This is a genomic window from Acinetobacter pseudolwoffii (assembly GCF_002803605.1).
Taxonomy (GTDB): Bacteria; Pseudomonadota; Gammaproteobacteria; order Pseudomonadales; family Moraxellaceae; genus Acinetobacter; species Acinetobacter pseudolwoffii.
Window position 1 is genome coordinate 47,950 of sequence record NZ_PHRG01000012.1, and the last position, 25,694, is coordinate 73,643.

Annotated in this window: 10 protein-coding genes, 8 pseudogenes and 2 other annotated features; of the genes and pseudogenes, 8 read left to right on the forward strand and 10 right to left on the reverse strand. The window is 38.7% G+C overall.

Annotated features, from left to right (window positions below; genetic code table 11):
- Positions 1-2: 2 nt before the first annotated feature.
- A pseudogene (locus CWI32_RS15395) lies at positions 3-134 on the forward strand (IS5/IS1182 family transposase); the annotation flags it as partial.
- A gap of 25 nt (positions 135-159) precedes the next feature.
- Here the strand turns inward: CWI32_RS15395 and CWI32_RS13810 are convergent.
- From CWI32_RS13810 to CWI32_RS13830, 3 genes and pseudogenes are all read right to left on the reverse strand, one after another.
- Positions 160-1,393: pseudogene (locus CWI32_RS13810) on the reverse strand (IS3 family transposase).
- Positions 988-1,104: a sequence feature (AL1L pseudoknot), on the reverse strand. It overlaps the preceding pseudogene by 117 nt.
- A gap of 371 nt (positions 1,394-1,764) precedes the next feature.
- The gene (locus CWI32_RS13825; protein ID WP_074382685.1) at positions 1,765-3,123 is read right to left on the reverse strand and encodes a trimethylamine monooxygenase; all 1,359 of its coding nucleotides are present in this window, start codon (positions 3,121-3,123) and stop codon (positions 1,765-1,767) included.
- 447 nt (positions 3,124-3,570) lie between these two features.
- Positions 3,571-3,791 (reverse strand): annotated as a pseudogene (locus CWI32_RS13830) (IS1 family transposase); the annotation flags it as partial.
- Between CWI32_RS13830 and CWI32_RS13835 the strand changes: the two are divergent.
- From CWI32_RS13835 to CWI32_RS15575, 6 genes and pseudogenes are all read left to right on the forward strand, one after another.
- Positions 3,783-4,071, forward strand: a pseudogene (locus tag CWI32_RS13835) (IS5/IS1182 family transposase); the annotation flags it as partial. The pseudogenes CWI32_RS13830 and CWI32_RS13835 sit on opposite strands and share 9 nt — an antisense overlap.
- 440 nt (positions 4,072-4,511) lie before the next feature.
- The gene (mqo, locus tag CWI32_RS13840; protein WP_005093636.1) at positions 4,512-6,146 is read left to right on the forward strand and encodes a malate dehydrogenase (quinone); all 1,635 of its coding nucleotides are present in this window, start codon (positions 4,512-4,514) and stop codon (positions 6,144-6,146) included.
- A gap of 72 nt (positions 6,147-6,218) precedes the next feature.
- A complete protein-coding gene (locus CWI32_RS13845) occupies positions 6,219-7,493 on the forward strand; it encodes an MFS transporter (protein ID WP_100329929.1) in 1,275 nt (424 codons plus the stop codon).
- Between the two features lie 56 nt (positions 7,494-7,549).
- Positions 7,550-8,035, forward strand: a complete 486-nt coding sequence (locus tag CWI32_RS13850; protein ID WP_100535576.1) for a hypothetical protein — start codon at positions 7,550-7,552, stop codon at positions 8,033-8,035.
- Positions 8,036-8,388: 353 nt separating this feature from the next.
- Positions 8,389-8,717: pseudogene (locus CWI32_RS13860) on the forward strand (transposase); the annotation flags it as partial.
- Positions 8,714-8,863, forward strand: a pseudogene (locus tag CWI32_RS15575) (PPC domain-containing protein); the annotation flags it as partial. The pseudogenes CWI32_RS13860 and CWI32_RS15575, both read left to right, overlap by 4 nt.
- Positions 8,864-8,952: 89 nt before the next feature.
- Here the strand turns inward: CWI32_RS15575 and CWI32_RS13865 are convergent.
- The 6 genes and pseudogenes from CWI32_RS13865 to CWI32_RS13910 form a co-directional block, all read right to left on the reverse strand.
- Positions 8,953-9,885: an IS5 family transposase gene (locus tag CWI32_RS13865; RefSeq protein WP_100535577.1), complete on the reverse strand. Its 933-nt coding sequence runs from the start codon at positions 9,883-9,885 to the stop codon at positions 8,953-8,955.
- Between the two features lie 155 nt (positions 9,886-10,040).
- Positions 10,041-11,043: pseudogene (locus CWI32_RS13870) on the reverse strand (IS3 family transposase); the annotation flags it as partial.
- Positions 10,638-10,754 (reverse strand) — a sequence feature (AL1L pseudoknot). Its footprint overlaps the pseudogene before it by 117 nt.
- Positions 11,044-11,138: 95 nt before the next feature.
- On the reverse strand, positions 11,139-12,371 hold the full coding sequence (locus CWI32_RS13880; protein ID WP_100329895.1) for an ATP-binding protein: 1,233 nt from the start codon (positions 12,369-12,371) through the stop codon (positions 11,139-11,141).
- A gap of 624 nt (positions 12,372-12,995) precedes the next feature.
- A complete protein-coding gene (locus CWI32_RS13885) occupies positions 12,996-14,651 on the reverse strand; it encodes an HNH endonuclease signature motif containing protein (RefSeq protein WP_100535578.1) in 1,656 nt (551 codons plus the stop codon).
- Between the two features lie 769 nt (positions 14,652-15,420).
- On the reverse strand, positions 15,421-20,694 hold the full coding sequence (locus CWI32_RS13900) for a tyrosine-type recombinase/integrase (RefSeq protein WP_252146116.1): 5,274 nt from the start codon (positions 20,692-20,694) through the stop codon (positions 15,421-15,423).
- Complete coding sequence (locus CWI32_RS13910) at positions 20,691-21,359, reverse strand: hypothetical protein (RefSeq protein ID WP_005093688.1); 669 nt, start codon at positions 21,357-21,359, stop codon at positions 20,691-20,693. Before CWI32_RS13910 ends, CWI32_RS13900 begins: the two co-directional genes overlap by 4 nt.
- Before the next feature lie 190 nt (positions 21,360-21,549).
- On the opposite strand from CWI32_RS13910, the pseudogene CWI32_RS13915 reads away from it, so the two are divergent.
- Positions 21,550-21,957 (forward strand): annotated as a pseudogene (locus CWI32_RS13915) (IS3 family transposase); the annotation flags it as partial.
- Between the two features lie 197 nt (positions 21,958-22,154).
- On the opposite strand, the gene CWI32_RS13920 reads toward CWI32_RS13915, so the two are convergent.
- A complete protein-coding gene (locus CWI32_RS13920) occupies positions 22,155-25,595 on the reverse strand; it encodes a pyruvate carboxylase (RefSeq protein WP_244783079.1) in 3,441 nt (1,146 codons plus the stop codon).
- Between the last annotated feature and the right edge of the window lie 99 nt (positions 25,596-25,694).

A 25,694-nucleotide genomic window follows, 5' to 3' on the forward strand; every position in this document is an offset into this window, starting at 1 on the left:
CAATGGCACGCACTCTTCTCACTGATGATATCTGGCAGCAAATTCAAGATACTATGCGATTACACGGTTGTTACTGTTCAAAGAATAGTAGAAATATCATGGAAGCGATCTTATGGAAACTGAACCGTACCGGGTTTGTCGGAGACTTTTTTATTTAAGTTAGGCCACCTGACCTAACGGATTAATCTTATCATAGTACATTGCTTCAAACTCAAAAGGCGATACATAACCCAGTGCACTGTGTACACGCTTTTTGTTGAACCAATCTACCCAATTTAATGTCGCAAGTTGTACATCCGCTAAACCTTGCCAATCTGCTTTTAAATATTCAATCACTTCTGTTTTGTATAAGCCATTCACCGTTTCAGCCAAAGCATTATCGTATGAATCACCTGTCGTACCGACTGATGCTCGTAAATTTGCTGCTTCTAAACGATTGGTATAGCGAATAGAAAGATATTGAACACCTCTATCTGAATGATGAATCACATTCTTAGGCATACCTCGATCGTGCAATGCTTGCTCCAATGCATCGAGCACCATATCTGTATTCATCCGTGTAGATACTTTCCATCCAACAATTGCTCGTGAGAACACGTCAATAACAAATGCGGTATATACCCAGCCTGAATGAGTTTGAATATACGTAAAGTCACCCACCCATAGTTGGTTTGGATGATCAGCATTAAAATTACGTTTCACTAAATCATCTGCCCGTTTTTGGTCATCTCGGTTACGGGTGGTTTGTTTATTCTTACCACGCCAAACACCTTGTATACCTAGCTTTTGCATCAATCGAGCAACTGTACAACGTGCAATCACATAGCCTTCACGTTTCAGTTGTTGCCAGACCTTACGCACACCATACCGACCTGAACTTTCCTTCCAAATTCGTTTAATTTGTTCAGCATGATGAAGGTCATGCAGATCCCGTTTCGCTCGATGTTCTGGATTGTCCGCGAGATCTAAAGTCCGGTAATAGGTTGAAGCAGCGATCGGTAAAATTCTACAAATCGCCTCGACTCCGTACAGCTCTTTATTATTATGGATAAAATCCACCATTATTTGTGTGGGCGGTCGAGCTCCGCCTGGGCGAAAAAAGCGGCTGCTTTACGTAGAATTTCATTGGCGCGTTGCAGTTCTTTATTTTCGCGTTCCAGTTGTTTGATACGTTCTTGGTCTGAAAGCTGCTGTACTTTAACTGGATTTTGTTTATCTAAATATTTTTGATACCAAACACGTAGTGTTTCAGGAGTACAACCCTTGCGCAGTATACTGCTCAGGGAGCAATAGCGGTGATCGCAGCCCAATTCGATGGATAATCTTTCTCGGATTCAATCAATAATTGAACCGCTCTTTCTCTGATTTCAGGGGTATATTTTACTTTTTTCATCGGGACATTCTCTCAGAAAGCTTGGTCTCCGACAAACCCGGTACGGTTCAAAATGCAGGTTTATTCGGTAGTGGTGAGCGATCATTCCCTGGCTTACCATCAATTAAGCGAATCCATTTGGATACAAGATTTGTATTCAATCCATGTTGCAAAGCGACCGAAGCAATTGAAACGTTCGGTGCTTTAAGGCAAAGGATTTCTTTCTTTGCTTCGAGAGGTTCATGTTCATCAGGGTTGTTACGTCGTAAAGGCTGTACGGCCTTATTTGTCTCGGAGAGTGGTGGCAGTCCAAACAACAAACCCCATGACCATAACTTATGGGGCTTGTTGGCTATTTTGCTGCGTATTGTGTGGCTTTTTGTGATTAAGCCTTACATCGCTTCACGTTGTGCTTCATCTTCCAAATAGTTTTCTAAAGAATCATCTAGCGCATATAACCATGGCGTGTGATGTGGCTTAGCCATTTTTCCAGTCATTACTGAGCGATAGACTTTATCTCTAAAGCCCATAATGTTTTCTTTTTTATGCTTTTTCCATTGCATGAAAATATCATGCACTGCATCAATATTGAATGATGGATAGTCCGTCTGCGCAATCAGGCGTTTGATGTAGTCACCTTGGAAGCGGGCAGATTGTTCATCGTTCAATAGGCGCTGCTCTTTTTGATGTAAGGTCTGCGTATGGCTCTGCATTTCTGCCGTGCTTGGTAAAGCAATTTTGCCCAAAATCACATCACGGACAAACCATGCTTGCGCATCGAACATATTGAAGGTGTACCATTGATCTTGCATGCCCAAGTAGAACAAGCGAGGATTCTTTTCCCACACCACACCCTGATATAAACCCTGCGGATAAAGGCAGTTATGTGTTCTGAGGCGTAGGTTATCTTCAATAAATGGGAAGTGGTGCAAATAGCCTGTGCATAAAATAATGGCATCAATTTTGGCAGATGTTCCATCACTAAAATAAGCAGTATTTTCATCTACACGCAGTAATTGTGGCTTTTCAGACCAGTTTTTAGGCCATTTAAAGCCCATGGCTTTACTACGATAGCAACTGTAAATTTGCTTAGCACCGTATTTATAACATTGCGAACCAATGTCTTCGGCAGAGTAGCTGCTGCCAACCAATAACACAGACTTGCCTTTAAATTCCAGCGCATCACGGAAGTCGTGTGCGTGTAAAATGCGACCATGGAATTGATCAAAGCCTTCATAAACAGGAACGCGTGGGGTAGAGAAGTGTCCAGATGCAACGACAACATAATCAAATTGTTCTGAATAATGCTGTTGTTGTGCATAATCTTCGACATCTACCGTGAATTTTTGCGTTGTTTCATCATAGGCAATATGCTGAACGGCACTATTGAAACGAACTAAATCTTTGACCTGTGCTTTTTCTGCACGGCCTTTGATGTAATCCCACAGTACTGCACGTGGTGGATATGAAGCGATTGGTTTTTTGAAATGTTCATCAAAAGTATAATCGGCAAATTCTAGCGCTTCTTTGGGGCCATTTGACCATAAATAGCGGTACATACTGCCGTGGACAGGTTCCCCATGTTCATCTATACCAGTGCGCCAAGTATAGTTCCATAGCCCGCCCCAATCATTTTGTTTTTCGAAACATACAATTTCAGGAACTTGTAGACCTTTGGCCTTTGCTGACTGAAACGCTCTTAATTGGGCCATGCCACTTGGGCCAGCACCAATAATTGCAATTCGATCCATTGCTATCTCCATTAGTTTTGAGTTCTTAATTACCTCTCCAATTTTGAGTGTCACAATTTAGGATTTGAAATATAAGCATTATAAAGATAAGCAAATACAATCCTAAATTGAGCGATTAAAAATCTGTTCAAAATAGGATGTGAATTAAAAAAAAGAAAAAATAATAAAATGTGCTAAAGACAGTAAAAATTACCTAAGCAATTCATCTTTATAAAAAATACATTTTTTAAGAAAGCTGATCTTATCATAATTTCTGATTAATTGTGGCTTTGCTTAGTTATAAAAGTGAATTTAAAGTCATTCCATTAATATTTAAAATTTTATCATTTTGTATATATTCTTGATTCTTATTAGGTTTTTCCTATAGATTCTAAAGAGAATTTTTTTAGATTTTTTCTTAAAATTTGTTTGAATTGAAGTGGTGGTGTTTCAAAAAGTATGCTGGGATTAAATGCAGCCATTATTGATGTGGAAGAAGGTTAAATCGAAAGCCTTAAAGTGGTTTTCTAACTTTTTCGAAAAATTACAGCTTCTCCTAAATCCACGCCTGAGCCGATGCCTGATTCTGCAATTATTACCTTCAATACCTACAGTAAAGAACTTACCAATCGATTGCTTATAATTTTAAAAGCAGTGACAAAACTGTCCCATAAATTACTCGAAATTCGCCTCCGACAAACCCGGTACGGTTCAGCTCGCTAGAGCGAAATGAATTACTTCGAACAGTTAATCTTGCGAAGCAGTGCTTCTCAGGTAGACACTATGGAAAAATATTTAGGCTATCATCGGCGAAGTTTAGTTGAAACTAAGATGTGCTGCATTAAATTATTAGGAGATAAACTCAGTGCAAGGAGCTTTCAAAGCCAAGTCAATGAGATTCATGCACGTGTAGCAGTCCTTAACAGATTTACGGAATTAGGTCGACCACTTACCCAAGTTACGCCTTAAATTTGGCTCAATTAGGGGCGCTTTGCCTTTCAAATCTTTGTGCAATAAAGCCGTTGGAAAGTAATCTTGAAACAAGTTATAAGCTTCTTTTTCATAAATTACTGAGTATTTGTATAAATATTCAACATCTGATTTTTTAACCCAGATATTGAATTAAAATAAAAACCAATAAAAACCAATAAAAACAAACATCATTGGTATTTATATTTTAATCATGTTCATTTACAATAAAAATTACTAAGTCAATATGTATTTAGTCTAAAATATCCATCAATCAAAAATGTGTGATAGCTTCGAACGTTAATCTTTGCATACTTGTAATTTTGAGTATTACTTCAATTCTCTAAGCTAATTCTTTACAAGTGTTCCCTATCACCATAATTGTTATTCTTGTCTTCGCTATAAAGCGATCCAAACCTGCCCTCCATGGTCATAATCGCATGAACAAATTTTTAAAATACCTATTGGTATTCATCGTTCTGCTTATTATTGCAGCACTAATCTTTTTATTTAGACCTATCGCGTCTAAGAAAATTCAAAACACCAGCAATGAGCCTGTCGTTGACGCAGTCTTAGTTGGTGGGGGCATCATGAGTGCAACCCTAGGCACATATCTTAGTGAACTTGAGCCAAACTGGCAAATTCGCATGTATGAACGCCTAGACAAAGTTGCACAAGAAAGCTCTAACGGCTTCAATAATGCTGGCACAGGTCACTCTGGCTTTATGGAAATGAACTACACCTCTGAAAAAGATGGGAAAATGGACATTACCAAAGCTGCAAAAGTGGCTGAACAATTTGAAGTTGCAAAACAGTTCTGGTCTTATCAAGTCAAAGAAGGTGTTTTGGGACGACCAAATAGTTTCATCAACCCTGTACCGCACATTGCTTTCGTTTGGGGCGATAACGTGAATTTCCTCGAAAAACGTTACGCTGCAATGGTTAAAAACCCAATGTTTTATGGCATGAAATTCTCTGAGGATCCTGCTGAAATTAAACAATGGGCCCCATTGGTGATGAATGGCCGTGATGCTGCACAAAAAGTAGCTGCAACACGCATGGATGTAGGTTCGGATGTGAACTATGGTTCGATCACCACTCAATTGGTCGATCACCTTAAAAAACAATCTAATTTCCAGTTACAAACATCGACTGAAGTGACTGGCATTAGCCAAAACGATGATAAAACGTGGACTGTTGCATTTAAAAACCTCACTACAGGGAAAACAGATCACGTGAAAACGCGCTTTGTCTTTATTGGTGCAGGCGGTGCAGCGGTTAAACTTTTACAAATGACAGGCTTACCAGAAGCGAAGCAATATGCTGGCTTCCCTGTAGGTGGCGTGTTCTTAATGACCGACAACCCAAAAGTCACTGAAGGTCATACTGCAAAAGTTTATGGTCGTGCTGAATTAGGCGCACCGCCAATGTCTGTTCCACATATTGATACACGTTATATCGACGGTAAAAAATATGTGTTGTTTGGTCCATTTGCAACTTATTCAAACAAGTTCTTAAAACAAGGTTCTCAGCTTGATTTATTGAAATCAACCACTAAGAACAACGTTTTACCAATGACCGCTGTGGGTATGGAAAATCTTGATTTGGTGAAATACTTAGTTAGCCAAGTCATGATGACCGATGAAGACCGTTTTAATGAGTTGAAAAAATACTATCCTGATGCAAAACCAGAAGACTGGCGCATGAATCAAGGTGGTCAACGTGTTCAAATCATTAAGAAAGAACCAGGCAAACCTGCAAGCTTGCAATTTGGTACCGAGATTTTTGCATCACAAGATGGTGCTGTGACTGCCCTATTAGGTGCGTCTCCTGGTGCTTCAACTTCCCCTTATATTATGTTGAGCTTGCTTGAAAAAGCATTCCCTCAGCAAGTAGCAGGTAAATGGAATCCGAAATTACATGAAATTGTAAAATCGTACCAACAAGAACTCAGCACTAATCCTGTGCTTCTTGACCAAGTTCGCCAATACACCAGCACAACCCTTGGTTTGAAATATACACCTATGGCTAAAGCTGCAAATGACGAAACTATTGCGGTAGCAAAAGCACAGTAATCTGCTTTAAACCCTAAAAAGGATGGACTTTGCGCCATCCTTTTTTAATTCATATTTGAAACTATTCTGTTTATGTCGCTTTTCCATTCCGATGCTTTTTTGGCTTTTCGTTCACGTGATTTTTCACTTCTGAGTGTCAATCAGTTGTGCTTAATTCTAACCATCATGATTCAAGAAGTCGTCATTGCCTATAGTATCTATCAACTCACTCAAAATCCACTCAGCCTTGGCATGATTGCCTTAATTGAGTTACTCCCCTTTATTTGCCTCTCCCTGATCAGTGGCGACTGGGCTGATCGCTATAACCGACAAAAAATTGTGCAGTGGAGTTTTAGCTGTAGCACTTTAATTCCATTATTATTTATTGTTCTTTTTTCTCAGTACCAACAACAGCACATTCAACAAAATACACTTTTATGCGGCATTTATAGCCTCATCTTTTGCTTAGGCATACTTAGAGGCATTTACAGCCCATCATTTAATTCATTACGCCCTTTTCTAACCCCCGAGTCAGCCTATAGCAATGCAGCCACATGGACCGCGCTCATTTGGCAAATAGGCGGCATTTTAGCGCCTTTATGCGCAGGACTTTTACTCGGCCAACTTGGGCTTGAAAAGACCCTCTTTATTGTTTTTTTCTTGTGTTGCGTGGGTAGCATCTGCTTATTCAGATTAAGTCCTCGTCAATTCCCTAGCCCACATAAACAGCATTTGAGCAAAAGTTTGAAAGAAGCCTATTTGTTTATTTTTAAACATCCACTAATGTTTTGGAGTATGTTGCTGGATCTCAGCGTCATGCTTTTTTGTAGTGTCATTATCTTACTGCCTATTTTTGCACACGATATCCTGCATCTTGGTGTTGAAGGCTTAGGTATACTCAGAGCTGCACCAGCTATTGGCGCCTGTATCATGATGTTGATGTTGACCTGTTATTCTCCGATGCAAAATGCATGGAGAAATATGCTCTATAGTAGTTTTGCAATTGCTTTATGTATTTTAGCCTTTGCACTATCCTCCCATGTTTGGCTCTCAGTCTTCTTCCTTGTTTTAATCGGTGCCTTTGATAGCATTAGCATGGTCATTCGACAAACTTTATTACAGCAACTCCCCCCAAAAGCACTATTAGGGCGTGTAGCGGCTTTAAATGGCATATTAGTCACTTCAGGCAATCAGCTCGGTGCCCTACACATGAGCCTGATGACGCGCTATTTTTCTGTGGTGCCAGCAGTACTTATTGGAGGGACGCTGTGTTTAATAATCTGTGGTCTAAGCTCTACTCGTACGCGACATTTATTCAAGCCATCTCCAACACTAAAAAAACATGCCCCAGTGGCAAAAAGTGAATAGTATGTTAAGCTTCAAATCCTCTTTTAATAGGATGTGAGTTGTCAATAGAGCAAATTATGAAACAGATTTTCACCTTTTCACACATTCTCTATACCAAACTCTATTCTTTCGCACTATCAGTGTTGTTGGCTTATTGCCTATTCAATGCAATTTATACGTTCATTATTGGTGGAACTGGTTTTTATTTATTTGCAACTTTTATTTTAGCTTTTCAATGTAATTTCGCGTTACGCACTTCTCTGCATGACCGTATTTACACCAGTTTAGGGATAGTTTTGCTTATTATTGGGTTATTGTATACACATGGAATTCACTTTCTAAACCATTTAAAAACAATTGTATTGGTTCCTTCTTTAATTCTAACTGCTTTTGGAATAGATAATTTATATAGAAAGCCAGATAGACTTAGTTGTCTTAAAGTTGGACTGATCCTCGGCCTATTGCTATTAGCTTATATTCAATATTATGATTTAGTAGAACTGCAAAATTATTATGACTCTTTACATAATGATGAGACTTGGCAGCAATTTGGCGCATTATAACAGCTAGCACAAAAAAATTCGGTGGGTGAAAAATTTACAATCCTAATTCTGATTTATCGATGTTATTACATAGGAAAACTGCCTTTAAAAGGCGGGTCTTGCCAGTCTAGAATTGCAGACAAAAGGGAATAAAATGCCTGTATATCCGATTCTAGAAATTGATCATTTTCAGCATCATAAACAAAAGATTTTTCTTCTAATAAGTATTGGCCATCTTGCTCACTAAGAAAATTTTAAAGTTATTTGCTTGATCAGGGAAAATTTGTTCTCTGTCAAAAAAGATCATAACAATCTTGAACGGCTTTGTTGCACAAAGCTGTTCTTAAGGGCTTTTTCAGCAATATATTTTTCAAATGAAGAAGCATACACATAAAATTTATCGCACAACCAATTGGTCCGCATATAACCGAGCACTCATTCATCGCGGAAATATTGCCATTTGGTTTGATCTTGCTACGCAATGGTATGCCCCATCAAAAGGCAAACAAGGGCGAAATCAAACCTACTCCGACGCAGCCATCCAATGCTGCTTAATGATTAAATCCTTATTCCGTCTGTCTTTACGTATGGTCACTGGCTTTGTGTAAAGTCTGATTAAACTTTGCGGATGAGCAGCCCCGAATATCAGTGATATTCGTACACCACGCTTTGTAGAGGACAAAAGCATATTGATATTGCAATTTTGGAGAATATTCTCCAGAGCTTGATAATAATGGTATTTATATTTTACCTGCTTCAGGCGAGTATGAAATTAGAGTATTACAACCTAGATCACAGGCAAGAAAAGATAAAAAACCTCAATACTGGATGAGTATTAACATTAAATAAAGACTTGCTAGATTCTTTTAAGCTTTTATACAAGGGTGGCTTTGTTGCACAAAGATTTGAAATGCAAAGCGCCCCTAATTGAGCCAAATTTAAGGCGTAACTTGGGTAAGTGGTCGACCTAATTCCGTAAATCTGTTAAGGACTGCTACACGTGCATGGATCTCATTCACTTGGCTATCAAAACTCCTTGCACTGAGTTTATCTCCTAATAATTTGATGCAATGCATCTTAGTTTCAACCAAACTTCGCCGATGATAGCCTGACCATTTTTTCCATAGTGTCCTGCCTAAACGTTTAATTGTTCGAAGTAATTCATTTCGCTCTAGCGAGCTACTCTTTGTATCTTTCCATGGTTTCGCATTTTTTCTAGGTGGAATCACCGCATGCCCTTGCCGATCTGCAATGACCTGACGGCATTGCTTGGTGTCATAAGCTCCATCGGTATAAACAGAGTCAATCTGCTCATCTTGTGGAATCTGATTAAGTAAATCACCAAGCACCTGTGAATCACTGACATTATTGGTTGTAAGCTGAACTGCTCGTATTTGTAGGGTTTTAGCATCTATACCAATATGAAGTTTACGCCATTGGCGACGATATTCAGGTCCATGTTTCTTGCGCTTCCATTCGCCCTCACCTAGAAACTTCATGCCTGTAGAGTCCATGAGTAGATGCAGCCCATCGCTACTTTTTTGGTAGCTGATTACAATATCAATATGCTTTTGTCTTCTACAAAGCGTGGTGTAATCTGGAGCTATCCAATTTAATCCGCAAAGTTTAATCAGACTTTGCACAAAGCCAGTAACCATACGTAAAGACAGACGGAATAAGGATTTAATCATTAAGCAGCATTGGATGGCTGCGTCGGAGTAGGTTTGATTTCGCCCTTGTTTGCCTTTTGATGGAGCATACCATTGCGTAGCAGGATCAAACCAAATGGCAATATTTCCGCGACTCATAAGTGCTCGGTTATATGTGGGCCAATTGGTTGTGCGGTAGATTTTGTGTGTAGGCTTCTTCATTTGAAAATTATATCGCTGAAAAAGCCTTTACAGATAGGTTTGTGCAACAAAGCCGTAGTAACCTAGGCTTCAACAAATTATGCCCCTAAGGGGAGCCACCAATACCCTGCATTTTGACAACAATGTCATCGTTTAGAGGCAGAAAATTTACGAGCACCAGTCGTACCGACTGATGCTCGTAAATTTGCTGCTTCTAAACGATTGGTATAGCGAATGGAAAGATATTGCACACCTCTGTCGGAATGATGAATCACATTCTTTGGCATGCCTCGATCATGCAATGCTTGCTCCAATGCATCGAGCACCATATCTGTATTCATCCGTGTCGATACTTTCCATCCAACAATTGCTCGTGAGAACACATCAATAATAAATGCAGTATAAACCCAGCCTGAATTTGTTTGAATATACGTAAAGTCACTCACCCACAGTTGGTCAGGATGATCAGCAGTAAAATTACGTTTCACTAAATCATCTGCTCGTTTTTGGTCATCTCGGCTACGGGTGGTTTGTTTGTTCTTACCACGCCAAACACCTTGTATACCTAGCTTTTGCATTAATCGAGCAACAGTACAGCGTGCAATAATATAGCCTTCACGTTTCAGTTTTTGCCAGACTTTACGTACACCATACCGACCTGAACTTTCCTTCCAAATTCGTTTAATCTCCTCAGCATGATGCAAGTCATGTAAATCTCGCTTTGCTCGATGTTCTGGATTTTCACAGAGATCTAGAGTCCGGTAATAGGTTGAAGGTGCGATCGGTAAAATTCTACAAATCGCCTCGACTCCGTACAGCTCTTTATTATTATGGATAAAATCCACCATTATTTGTGTGGGCGGTCGAGCTCCGCCTGGGCGAAAAAAGCGGCTGCTTTACGTAGAATTTCATTGGCGCGTTGCAGTTCTTTATTTTCGCGTTCCAGTTGTTTGATACGTTCTTGGTCTGAAAGCTGCTGTACTTTAACTGGATTTTGTTTATCTAAATATTTTTGATACCAAACACGTAGTGTTTCAGGAGTACAACCCTTGCGCAGTATACTGCTCAGGGAGCAATAGCGGTGATCGCAGCCCAATTCGATGGATAATCTTTCTCGGATTCAATCAATAATTGAACCGCTCTTTCTCTGATTTCAGGGGTATATTTTACTTTTTTCATCGGGACATTCTCTCAGAAAGCTTGGTCTCCGACAAACCCGGTACGGTTCATGGCCGAAACAGAGTGTGTTTTAACTAACCTAAGTAGACTCCACTTTACTTATTTTCAGACAGCAACCAATCAAGAGCGTTCATTTTTACAATACCATTATAATTGGCTTCAGTCCCGATCGTGTCTAAGGTAAGTAAATACTTGGGATATGAATCAGAAATTTTCTGTAATGGACGTAACTCTCGGCTTAGTGTCTCCTCATTGAGGGTTTCTAATGCCACCTGATAATAAGTTAAATTCTGTAAAGTATCGACAGCAACAAAATCAATTTCATATTCATCAATCCGCCCTACATAGACCGTATAACCTCGTCTGACAAGCTCAAGATAAATCACATTTTCTAAGATATGACCTTGATCAGCATTAGCATCAGGCAACATAATGCGGCGCAATCCAACATCAACTAAATAGTATTTTTCAGAGGATTGTAATAACTCACGCCCACGTACTTTAAACTGTGCGGCGCTATAAAATAGCAAACTGTCCTGTAAGCCCCGAATATAGCGCTTCACTGTTTCAAATGAGATTTTAACCCCGCTTGAAACAAAGGTATTTTTAATTTTATTGATGGAAATGGGTGAGCCTGTCACGCTTGCCAAATATCTTGCGACACGCTCGAGAGAGTTAATATCGGCAGTATTTAAACGGGGAATAACATCTTTAAACATTACACTGGCATAGACTGCTTGCAAGTAATCATAGGTTTCCTGCTGGCTGGTCATGGCAAGCGTATAGGGGAAACTACTTCGCGTGTACATAGCATACAAATCACGATTGGATAATTGTTGGATGATCGGATTATTTTCAATATGCCACTGTTTAAACTCTTGGAATGACAAGGGTAAAACATGTTGCTCGATATAGCGTCCTGTGAGTAAAGTCGCAAGTTCTCCACTCAGAAAGAATGCATTTGAACCTGTAATATATAAATCGATATAATCCCGAACATATAAAGAGTCGACTACTTTTTCAAAATTGGTAACATGTTGTATTTCATCTAAAAAAACATAGTTTTTCTTGCTTTCATCAACTTTTGACAATACATAATCATGTAGTTTACGGTAATCGGTGAGTTCTTCAAATTCCATAAATTCAAAGTTGATGACAATGATGTTTTCGGCTTGTACCCCCTGTGCTTTTAGGTCTTGTTGAAACATCGCCAGCAAGGTGGATTTTCCAGAGCGACGTACACCCGAAAGCACTTTAATGACATCACGGTTTTGCCATGTATTCAGAAATTTTAAGTAACCATCACGTCGAATATTAGTTTTTCTCATTGTTTCCACTTAAACTCTAAAGTTTTAATTAATTCTATCAAAGTTTAGATACTAAGTTAAAATATATTTAATTAAAAGGAAAGTTTCTAGTTCATGTGAAATATTTAAAATTCTAAACTGCTGTTATAGCAGTTTAGAGACGCTAATCACGACAAGCTCCAAGATACCAGGTCTACTCTTTAGACGAAATTTGATAGGTTTTCATCGATGAGATAATCCAAATTCTGTCTTTTTGATTATTTTCTATGTCATGTTATGTCATTGCTGCTACGACTTATTTGTCATATAAATTGAGTGAAAAGTAAATGGAATTACTATGTTAACTAGAGTGGAACTCATTTTTGTGGTGCTGATGGTGTCAGGCTTAATCTTGATTGCTTATGAAATGCTAAAAGGTTTATTCTAGGGCATCTACACATGATTTTTGATCAAAAAAAATGCCCAGAGAAGGATCAATGGGCAAAACTAAGGACCTTGACGGTCATTCAGAAACTACAGCTAGCTTCTAGCTATGATTCTGCACTTAATTAAAAAAAGCTACACTGGCTGAATATATCAAAAGTTAAATCATGTGATTTATCATTAATTAACACACTTGAGAAAATGAGTTCATCACTCTGCTGATTAATACAGTAATTCACCAAACAAATCCGCTCTAATCTCTTCCAGGCTCAGATCTGATTTCATTCTATTACAGAGTGGATGAACCAGCAGACCATTCTCTAGCACCCCTTGGCCACCTGCGGCTTTGGCAATCCGATGATCCGATTCAGTAGAATCGAGATAGATTAATCCATCACAAATGGGGCAAAAGTTATGATTACCCACCAGAAAATTGTGCTTAAGCAAATTTTTGGTTAATGCTGAAAAGGCCTTGGGCTTTGATCGAGAGATCGGGCTAATCGATTCAACATATCCGACTACATGCTCTACAACCCCATCATCATAATTACCCAAAAATCTTTCAGAATAAAACTCATTAAAGTTGATGTACTTGAAAGCCTTTGACATCGACAAAATAAAGGTGTTCAGGCATTCTTCATCTTCAAAATCGACATCCATTTCCAGGCTTAAACAGATAAAGGCTTTATAAACGATTTGTAGCCGATCATAGCCTTTAATCCCACTGCCGAACTTACCGACCGTTTCAGTGGTCGCCACTGGAAAATTGGCAATCAAGAACTCAATACTACGGCGGACACGTGTAAACTCTTTAAAGCTAATGGTTCGATGGTGAATCTGCATCAGGCTTTCATGAATTTCAAACACAATAGCAAACCATGCCAGAAAGGAAGTAATCTGAAAACGCTGGTCCTTATAAAAATATAAGAACGGATGTAAGCCCAAACTCGGAACCCCAGTATTTTTTACAGGAGTGGCCATTCTGCAAAGGACCGTAAACAGATGTGACATGATCTTTTCAACGCGTTCACCCTGATTCAGGCTCATGATATTATGAATCTGATCACCCGCGATGATATTCATGAGCTCATTGACCAAGCCAATTTTTTTGCCATGACTCATTTCAGTATGTAATAATATGGTAGAGAAAAGCAGCTGATGGATCTTCTCCCCCAACTCGATCAGCGAATTTAAACGTGTATATTGAAGCTCTTCTAAATTGGATTTATTGTCATTGATATAACAACAGGCATAGATCGCATAATATGCATCACTTCCCCGACTTCTTAGATGATATTCCTCATATTTATCTAGGCGTTTAGTATCTGAATTAATCGATTGGAATACGCGTCTTGCGTCTTCTGGAGTACCAAGCACTTGCCGGAAACTGATTTTAATATCGTCTAATTTATATTTTTGTTCTGCAAATTTAGGATCAATACAAATTTTTTGGAAGTCAGCTAGATCTCCTAAATGATTTCGCAGGTCACGAATATCTTCTTTTTGTTGATCGCTAAAATTAGGCGCTTGAGTGGCTTGTTCATCTGCAAAATATCTCTTGACCCAAGCATAAATACTCGAAAGACGATGCGCCCCATCGATAATATAGATGTTGCCGTGTATATCTTTCCAATACAAGATACACAAATTGATATTTTGATCTTCTGTACAATTCTCAATAAAGTTTGCAATTTCCTGCACACTCCAACATTCAGTAGAACGCTGGTTATCCGCTTTAAATAAACATTTGATGATGGCATGCTTTTCAAAATCAGTCAGTGCCACTTCAAAATTATCACGCTGCATTGAAGGCGACATTTCTTCTGGCAACATGACTTTACGCTGAATGATATTCGTCAGTAATCGAGTTTGGCCCATTTTTTGTTTTCTCCAGGCAGCACTTTCCTATATTCGCTAAAGCACGAAATTTGAAAGTGCATATAGTTCAATTTAGTTAAAGCGATGAATTAAATGACCGTCAATATCCGGTCAGCGCTAACAAAAGAAACCTAAGAGAAATGGGTACTTTTAAGATGATATTTTTCATATTGTAATCTCGTTGATCAATGTGAAATTTGCCAACATCTTTTCCACGAGATGGTGGCAAACCAAATAGGGGTGGAAATACCGCTCAACGAAACGGCCAGTCATAGACTGCCCTACTTGGCCTGCCATAAAGCATTGCCATGCAGACACAAAAGAGCCACTAAAAGTGACTCTTTAGTACGTTGAGATGCGGGTTTCCACGCCCGATTACAGATTTTGCTGTAATGTAATTATCATATGGGTATCTTTTTCTTTGGTCAAACCAAATTAGAATTTTTTTATTCATTTTTAAATAAAAAATATAAATCGATAACGTATGGATCAAATTGAAAGCAAAGAAAAAAATCAAATTCGCGGATTCCCAGGCCTTTGCTTTGTTAAAATCTGATTTGCCAAGCAAAGGCCTGGGCCCCTTAAATTGAACGATATCTGCTTAGGCTATTTCCATAAGGAAGTGTGTTGTACAGCTTCCAGTAGCAAATCAAATGCAAGGAATAATGTGATGTTTTTATTGCTTTGTTGATCCATAAAAAATACCTGAGTCTCTATTATTAAGTGATAAATGAGCAGCAAGAAGTTTTCCTAGTCAGGTAAATGATATTTATGCACACGTAGCTGTCTTGAACAAATTCACAGAATTATGATCTCTAATCACCAAATATCGTACACTCAACCACGCAAGTACCCATCGCACGGCACTTAATGACGCTTGTTTAGACATAATTCTAAAATAATCATATTTATTATGTTTCATCACTATCGGAAAAAACTGATGTTCTGTAAGGATTGAAAGCATAGGTTCATCCTCTGCCGTAAAATGCATCAATACTTTTGTTACATTACTTTCATACAACCATTTTTTTATTAACCAATTATAAGTTTCTGATTGGTTTTGTTCTAAATAATCAAATCGCTCTAAAATCTCTTGTGCAGAATTAAAATCTACAGCACTTAGTAATTCAGGCAAACGTGCTAACTTTCCTTGTGTCGATAATGGATGTCTTCCTATATTTGAACCACGTTTACCTGACGGAATGTTTGCCATCGTAATTAAAGCTCTCTTCCAGGACTCAATATCTAATCGTGGCTGCCCCTGCCCAGAAATAAGATACCGCTCAATATCTTCAAACTTTTGAAATAATTCGTGTTTAATTACTTTTCCCGTCGAATTCCCTCTTTTTTGAGCATAGATGACCCACCTCTGACTTTGTCTTTTTTTGAGTACATATTTTTCGATGGTATCTCTCAACTCATATTTTAGATTACCATTCTGTTGATGAATCGCTTGGAAATGCCTGAATAAATTACTCCGACTCATGACTCGCTTAAAAAATGCAGTATGTAAATTGGGTTGCTGTTGTTGCATGCTATAGGCATAAGTAGCCAGAAATAAGATATGAACATAATGCTTTAATGTTGTCGATTCATGTAAATGTCCAAGCACTCGACTAATCGCCTTAATCCCTTGCCCAACCTGTCCTTCATTGCCTACTAGCGTATTAAATTGCTCATTCGATGGCATCCAATTTTGTAGCCATGGCAGTTCTATCGTAAGCGCTTTAAAATCCACCACTGTTTGCAAACACTTTAAAGTATATGCACTTGCAAACGTATGTCTTAAATGATGTAAGCTGAGATCAACATCTCCTGTGACTTTCTTTAATATTTGAGATATTTGATTAAAAAAAGGCCTATGCTCACTGTTCTCATCAGACATTAATATCGATTTTTTTTTATTCTTATAAATGTCCTCTAATCCCTTTTGAATCGTCTGACTTAACAAACTCATCGGAACAACACGTTCTGATCCAAGTGTTTTTAACTGATGCTCACCATAAGGACGAATTCGAAGCATATCCTCATCAATATCTAAGGGCCGTAAATGAAGTGTCTCTGAACGGCGTACACCCATCGCTGCAGATAAACGAAAATGACGCTGAATCTCTAGACGTAAAGCAGCATCATTCACCCCAGATTCTACAGATTGTAATATTTGAACGATCTGCTGCACTTCATTTTTTGAAAAAACTTTAGCACTTGCTTGATGCGCTGTACGCTTGTGTAACTTTATACGATTATCATTTAACTGAATTAAAAAATCTCTAAAGCGATTCCACGCAGCGAGATGCTTGCGGTGTGGAAAATGCTCTTGCGTCAACTCCATCCATTTTTGAAATACATCTTCATCAATCTGGCTATCTTTTGTTAAATCTTCTGAAAACCCCAATATACCTGCACTGACGATGGCCAAATGTAGATGAATCATATTTCGATTCTGTAGACTTAACTCTTCTGCATCACAGCGTAAAATCAGCCATCGCACAAAGCACGTTAATAAATTGACTGAGTAGTGATTCGTTTTATTATTGGCAAGCTGTTTAAGCCAAATACTTGATCTAGATTCACCTTTTAGTTGCTGAATCATCGCTAAAATATCAGACAAATGGAGTTGCTCATCTTCTATTCCTATTTCACTTTCTGGCTCAGTGCTATCTAAATTTGTGGTTAATTTTTCATATTCGAATAAGCGTAATAATTCATTTATTGAAAGATCTTCAGTCAGGACTTGGCCTGATATATAACCTGCAATCAGCGGAGTGCTATTTAACATCACATTTTGCTGTAAAGCTTTCAACCATTGAGCTAACGATAGAGTTGACTTAACCCCTATTTGTTTTAAATATGTATTAAAACACTTTTGCCAAGCCGTTCTTTGTTGATTTCTTGGCTGTGCTAAAATCTCTTTTAATCGGGGCTGTAGATACTGTCGGTCTACTAAAATTAACGTCGAGACATAAGGACTTAACAGTACTGTACGGCGTATCTTTGTCACAGATCTATCATTATTCACTGTCAGTTCAACGAGCCGACTATTCCCCATAGCGACTATATGTTGATCAGAAGCAATAAACTCCAACATCGCTTGTAAATGGCTTACTCGGCACAGTTGCGAATACAGGGACAGTACAACCAGCAAACGTCCTATTTCAATATCACAATTTTGATATTCAGGTAAATGTTCTAAATCTCTCTGAATAAGAGCAAGTAAGTTCTGTTCAATATAACACCAGATACTAAAATTATTTTCAGATGTCAGCCATGTGCGATTCGCTTGTTGAGGAAGCTGAACGAATAAAGGAATTTTAGTTTTATCACGAATATAAGCACAATATGCCTTGATCGCTTGTGGCAAATCAATCTTTGAATTTTTAGCTAAATTAGAAGCCAATACATGTCCAAGCTCTAAAGATACTTGAGGCTCAGGATTTCCTTCAAAAATCAACTGACAATAGGGCTCATACTCAGAGTTTTTCAGCCATTCTTCCACGTCATTTTCTGAATATTGTATTCTCGGCTTCATCTCTGCCTGAACTGTTTTAGTTTCCTGGGTTAAAACAAATGTTGGAATATTCTGGGTTGCTAAAAAATCAAAAACATCAAGACATTCGAAACCTAACTGTTTTTGCAAGTTTTCTTGTACATCAAGCCACTGTTGTTTAAATGTTGATACAGGAAATACTGATAACATATCCCATGGATAACGACCGCGCACCCAGTGCCCAAGTCCAGCATCCTTGAACCGTCCAGATAACTGATTATCATCAGAGCGAACCAGCTTCCGTGCCCAATTTCTGACTAATCCTTCAATCTGAAGAGGATCACAAAGTTGCACAGCATAAGATGATAAATCAACACGTGGTTCAACTTGATGTCCTAGCATTCTCATCAAAGCACGTAAAATTTGAATCTGTCTGATCAACGCTCCCGTCAATGGCACATAGCGATCGGTTGATTCATCTGGACGATGTTTATCTTGAATCAATGCCCAACTTTGCTGACTGATCCACTTTGAAAATGGTTGCTTAATCCCTCTTCCTGCAGTGGCAAGATTCATCCATAATTCTGTATACAACGTTAAGTTATCAAAGAGCATCTGCCAATCTTTCTGTTCGGCAGCCTGATTTATCGTTGTTTTTATGCGTGTAATTTCATTTTGTATTTCAGCAATCTTGATCCCTGTCGGGCTACCCACACGTTCACTAGAAGAGTGTATATATTCAGGAATATCAATTTTTATCGTTCTTAAACAATCCGCCCATAACTGTTCAAGTTTCTTTTGATCAAAAGATGCATAATGAATCAAGTTATCATAATTCAGACCTGATGCATTCGTCACTGCTTTAACGACAGCTAAATCACCTTGGCTATGCTGATATAACAACTGCGGAAGAACATCTTTAATACTTTTGAGGCTTATTTCTAATTCTTTAGGCACACTATTAATAAGTGTTTTCACTTCGCGCTCAACTGCGAGTTGACGGGTTTTAATCGCAAGATTTTTTACTTGAGTAATCAAATTATTGAGCTCATTTGGTAAAACTAAATGTAGTCTCTTGGTCCATGGCACATGAAATTTAGATTCTTCTGGCTTTATTTTGAGTGTTGGTGTACCTGCGAAAACACTCAATACATATGCAGATAAAGTATGATCATACAGAATAGTAATATTATGCTGATCAGTGTGTTGATCATACTGATCAGCAATATTGTTCTGATCAGTATTTTGACTAAAATACGGCGCTGTTAACTCACTCACCGAACGTCCTGTAAGTAAACTCAATATTAAAGCTAATTTTGCGCGTAGAATTAAGCTAGTATCAGCCTCACATGGTCGACATAATCTAAATACTTCTTGGATCGAATTTAATGACAATTTCCATTTGGTCCAAACCAAACCAACATTTGCAGCTTCAAGATGCTGAGAAACAGACTTAGAGGCATAAAAACCTCGAATTAAATCGGATTGTTCTGCCAAAAAAAATGTAAATAACGGCTCCAATGGTGTTTCATCTTCTTCAATATCATCATACCCAAATACATCAGTGACCAGACCACGATGTATTTCATCCATATCCTCCAAAGGTTGGATGGCAATACTTAATGAGCCGTATCGTTGCAAGATCAGTTTTTGATGCTTTACCCCTATACGGTGTAAAAACTCTCGACGTTTTTTCTTATTTTTTAGTGAATCATTTCGCCAAATTTGTGATAAAAACAGCTTTAATGCATAAAAAACTTCCTGTAATCGCTTATCTTTACAAACAGCGGACATTAGATTAATAAATTCTTCCAGTTCTTTATTGGTCAGTAATTTTTCGACTAAGCGCTTATTTTTATAGACAGCGGACATTAGATTAATCAATTGTTCCGGTTCATTATTGGTCAGTAATTTTTCAACTAATGGCTTATCTTTACAAACAGCGGACATTAGATTAATAAATTCTTCCAATTCTTTATTGGTCAGTAATTTTTCGACTTGTTCTAAAATATCCTTATAACTTGGATCACCCAACAGCCTAATCGCTAAAAAGGCGTTATAGACACGAGAGCCTTTTTGATCTTTCAGCTTTATGCGTCCATCACCATTTAAATAATCACTATAGAGCGTTAAAGTATGTACCTTTTGTTGATAGTGAAATATTTGCTCTAAAAACCAAATGATTAAATTATCAAAACGCTCATTACTCTCAATTCGGCCTGCTTGAATCAAGAGCAAGTCACAAATTCCACTGTCTCCAGTGTATGGACGTAATGGCGTGGGTGTATGTCTATTTCTATCTATTGTTCCTGAGAAAAAATGTGAATGTTCTGGAGATTCCTTTAATGTACTAATGATCTTTAAAGTATTAAGCTCATCACGAAATCCTGGCAATTCTTTATCACCAATCAATGTGAAAATTCGCTGACAAATGATAACAATACCAGCTAAGCTATAATGAGCACGTAACAAAAATAATGCTTGGATAAGCACTTCTTCTTCTATATTTTCATACAGCTTCATCCAGTCTCGAAGCTGCTCAAAATGAGTCTTCATGGCATATTCCTAAGACGATAAATCCATGCTTTCTTAAAGTCTGTTAAAGTTAAAGCAACTTCAGCCGTTGGTGCCACACAAACAATTTGCTTCTTATGTTTTTGATAGAGTTTCTCCAGTTGAGGTAAAAAAACAAAAAAGTCAGCTAAATGAAAATATGGTTGCACAGACTTGCCAAGCTCTTTTACTTTAATTTTTTCTGATGGCAAAAGCTTTTGGGCGATATAACCTGCTAAAACATTTTCGATTAAAAAAGTACCACTAACCACTGGTGGTGCCCAACCTACTAATTTTCGAACAAAGAAAATCGGAAGATTTTTTAAGAAATGATGTGTATTTAAAAACAAAATCATTTCTTCTAGATCTAAATTCTTTATTCGAAGTTCTTTTGCTACAACCAACGTATACTGCGCTGTATTTGCTTTAGCCCAATGTCTTCTTTTAACACTGTTCTTCAGACTTTTTACATCACATAAATCCATGTAGACAGCAAGTAATAACTTACGATATGCCGCGAGAAGTAGTAGTGCTTGATTTTTTATTTCTGCTGAAAAACTATTCGTTTCCTCATTGCGTAACATCATTTTTAAAACCAAAACTGGGCATGGTTTTTTAAACCTGCCTTCAGATATTGTTAATGCATCAATGAGCAATGGAGTCATCATTTTTTCTTCTTAGTTAATTTTTTTAGCGTTGAAATAATAGACTAGCATAGTCCCAAATATAAATAAATTTGAATCAATCAAATTTACGTTTTGATAAAAAATATTTGATTTATATAATCTATTTACTAACTTTATTTTTACACCAATCTAAGATATTTAGCTTATCATGTCAGCCTATTTGCAACAGTGCCAACAAATCGTTGGCTATAGCTTAAATGAGCGTATGACGTCACAGCTTGTTTGTAATGCACTGAGTATGGCTATTGGCAATCATGAGCCAACTGAAGGCTTGATCGTTCATTCAGATAGGGGTAGTCAATATTGCAGTCATGAATATCGGAATATACTTGAAAAATATGGATTTCAGGGTTCAATGACTAAACGCGGTGATTGTTACGATAATGCACCGATTGAGAGCTTTTGGGGAATATTAAAAAATGAATTGGTTCATCATCGCAACTATCAAACAAGAGAGGAAGCTAAAGCAGATATTACAAAATACATAGAGCTATTTTATAATCAGCAGAGAGTTCAGAAAGGACTGGATTTTAAAACACCAAATCAAACAGCAGAGGACTTTTTTAAATTGGCTGCATAGAATCTCCCAAGTCGAAGTGTCCTGTTTTTTCAGCACACATCAAAATGGGTAACTTCCTATTTTTCAAGAGCTATGTCCGATCAAGTCTGAATTAATACATCTAATCAACAGATTTTTCGATCTCTAAGAACTTTTTAAGGGAACATCATCGACTCAAATCTCTATTTGCAACAGTGCCAAAATTATAACTAAATCTTTTAATTTAATATTAAAACTAAATCCATATTTTTAACCTGATTACCCACACCCATTAAAACTTCCTGAACCACACAGTCCTGATCAGCTTTAATCACAATCTCCATTTTCATTGCTTCAATGGTAAATAAGGTTTCACCTTTCCTGACAGACTGACCAAGTTTTACAGGTACTGTACTAATCATGCCCGGCATCGAAGCACCGATATGTTTTGGATTCTTCGGGTCTGCCTTTGAATGAGCCGTCGATTCTTTTTGGCTTGCCTGTTTAATCTGAACCAGACGTAACTGGCCGTTCAGCTCTACAAACAGATCAATCACTCCATCCTTGGCTTCTGAGCGGCCCAACAGTTTTATTTCGAGTACTTTACCGCGTTCAAGTTCGATTTCGACTGGACTTTGCTCTTTTAGACCATAAAAGAACGCTGAAGATGGAATACTTGAGACCGTGCCATATTTCATTTCGTGCTGCATAAAGTCGGTAAAGACTTTTGGATACATCAGGTATGACGCCAATTCTTGTTCAGTGACTAGTTTCCCAAACATATTCTCAAGCATTGCTTTTTTACCCGCCAGATCGGCTGGTGGCATAACTGCACCAAGACGGTCATTTAACGGGGCTGCACCTTTTAATACCTTGTTCTGTAACTTTTCTGGAAAACCATGTACTGGTATGCCTAGCTCCCCCTTAAACAGGGAAACCACCGACTCAGGGAAATCAATTTCAAGTTCAGAATCTTCAATATCTTGTGGACTAAGATTGTTCGATACCATATATAAGGCCATATCACCCACCACTTTAGAGGTTGGAGTGACTTTAACAATGTCACCGAACAATAAGTTAACTTGTGCATAGGCATCAGATACTTCCGTCCAGCGCTCTTCAATACCCATTGAACGAGCTTGTTCACGCAAGTTAGTATATTGTCCACCCGGCATTTCATGATGATAGACATCAGCTGTACCAGCACGCATATCCGCCTCAAACGGCTTATAGATATGGCGCACACCTTCCCAGTATGTCGAAAGCTGTTGCAGGTTGTTAGGGTTAAGTCCTGTGTCCCGATCTGTATTTTGTAAGGCCGCAACCACAGAGCCCATGCTTGGTTGTGAAGTGAGACCGCTCATGGCATCCATGGCAGTATCAACAGCATCTACGCCTGCCTCAATTGCTGACAAAATACTGGCTGCTGCAATACCACTGGTGTCATGGGTATGAAAATGAACTGGCAGTCCGGTTTCTTCTTTCAATGCTTTGACCAGCTCACGTGCTGCGGCTGGTTTGCATATCCCCGCCATATCTTTAATAGCCAGGATATTGGCTCCTGCCTTTTGTAGCTGCTTTGCCATATCAACATAGTAGTTGAGGTTATATCTGCGGTTATTGTCAAAGATATCGCTGGTATAACAGATTGCTGTTTCACACAACATGCCCGACTCTCGAACCGCATCAATAGCAACCCGCATGTTATCAACTGCATTTAGCGAATCGAATACACGAAATAAATCGATTCCACCTTGTGCTGCCTGTGCAATAAAGTGGCGAACCACATTATCTGGATAGTTGGTATAACCCACGGCATTAGATGAGCGAAGCAACATTTGAAATAAAATGTTCGGCACTGCTTCACGAAGTCTAGCTAAACGTTCCCACGGATCTTCTTTTAAAAAACGCATCGACACATCAAAGGTTGCGCCCCCCCAGCACTCTAGTGAAAATAGCTCACTGGCCATCTGGGAGTAATAAGGTGCAATAGCCAACATATCTGCGGTCCGCATTCGTGTTGCAAATAAGGACTGGTGGGCATCACGCATAGTGGTATCAGTAACCAATACACGCTTTTGATCTAGCATCCAATTTGAGAACCCTTCTGCACCCAGTAATTTAAACTGGTCTCGGGTTCCGCTTGGAATATTCTGATTCAAGTTAAATATTGGTAACTGTGCTGGAGCTGGAACTGTCTCAGGAAGCGGACGTCCTTTAAGTTCAGGTTGCCCATTGACGGTAATGTCACCTAAAAACTCTAATAACTTTGTCGCACGGTCCTGCTTAGGTTTAAGGTTAAATAATTCAGGAGTGGTATCAATAAATCGGGTAGTACAGGTACCTTGTGTAAATAGAGGATGTGTCACCACATTTTCTAGAAATGCCAAATTATTTGAAACACCACGAATACGAAACTCTTGTAATGCTCGTAGCATACGGGCATTAGCTTCATCCGCACTTGCACCACGAACCGTTACCTTAGCCAGTAATGAATCATAATAAGGCGTAATGACTGCACCAGTATAGGCAGTACCACTGTCTACCCGTACCCCAAAACCAGTTGCGCTACGAAATGCGGTCAAACGTCCATAGTCCGGCATAAAGCCATTTTTAGGGTCTTCGGTGGTGAGACGGCATTGTAATGCATGGCCTAACAGTTTAATTTGCTCCTGGGGTGGAATAAAACTGCTACCATCTCCAATCGCGGCACCTTCAGTCACCCGAATTTGTGCTTTAACAATATCAATGCCAGTAATTTCTTCTGTGACTGTATGCTCCACCTGAATACGCGGGTTAACTTCAATAAAATAGAAGTTTTCTGTTTCAGCATCCATTAAGAACTCGACCGTACCGGCGTGAGTATAATTTACTGCGCGAGCCAATCTTAAAGCGGCCTCACATATTTTATTACGTTGGGCTTCGGACAAATAAGGTGCAGGCGCACGCTCAACCACCTTCTGATTACGTCGTTGGACAGTGCAATCTCGTTCAAATAGATGCACAATATTGCTATGGGTATCACCTAATATCTGCACTTCTACATGACGGGCATGGCGAATCAGTTTCTCTAGATAAACTTCGTCATTGCCAAACGCAGATTTGGCTTCACGACGTGCAACAGTAATTGCATCTTCGAGTTCCTTCTCATGTTCAACCACGCGCATGCCACGACCTCCACCGCCCCAGCTCGCTTTGAGCATGAGTGGATAGCCTACCTCAGCTGCCAGTAACTGACAGTCTTCAATGCATTCAGGTAGTGCTGCTGTAGCAGGAATAACTGGCACACATGCAACCATTGCAACCTTACGGGCCATCACTTTATTGCCTAACTGACGCATTACTTCTGGTTTTGGACCGATAAAGCGAATGCCAGCTTGGCTACAAGCCTCTGCAAACTCAGGGTTTTCAGACAGGAAGCCATAACCTGGGTGGATAGCATCTACCCCTGCCTCAACTGCAATACGGATAATATCTTCAATATCCAGATAGGCAGCGATTGGTTTTTTCCCTGCCCCTACCTGATAAGCTTCATCCGATTTAAAGCGATGCAGGGCAAATTTATCTTCTTCTGCATAAATTGCAACTGTACGGATGCCCATTTCTGAGGCAGCACGCATGACTCGAATCGCGATCTCGCCACGATTAGCAATAAGTATTTTCTGGATAGGCTTAATCATTTATATACCCATTTATTTCGTAATATATTCATAATCTTATTAAAGATATTCGTAGTTTGGCGCTAAATATTTTTTTAGCTAGTAAAGGAAAAGTTCGTA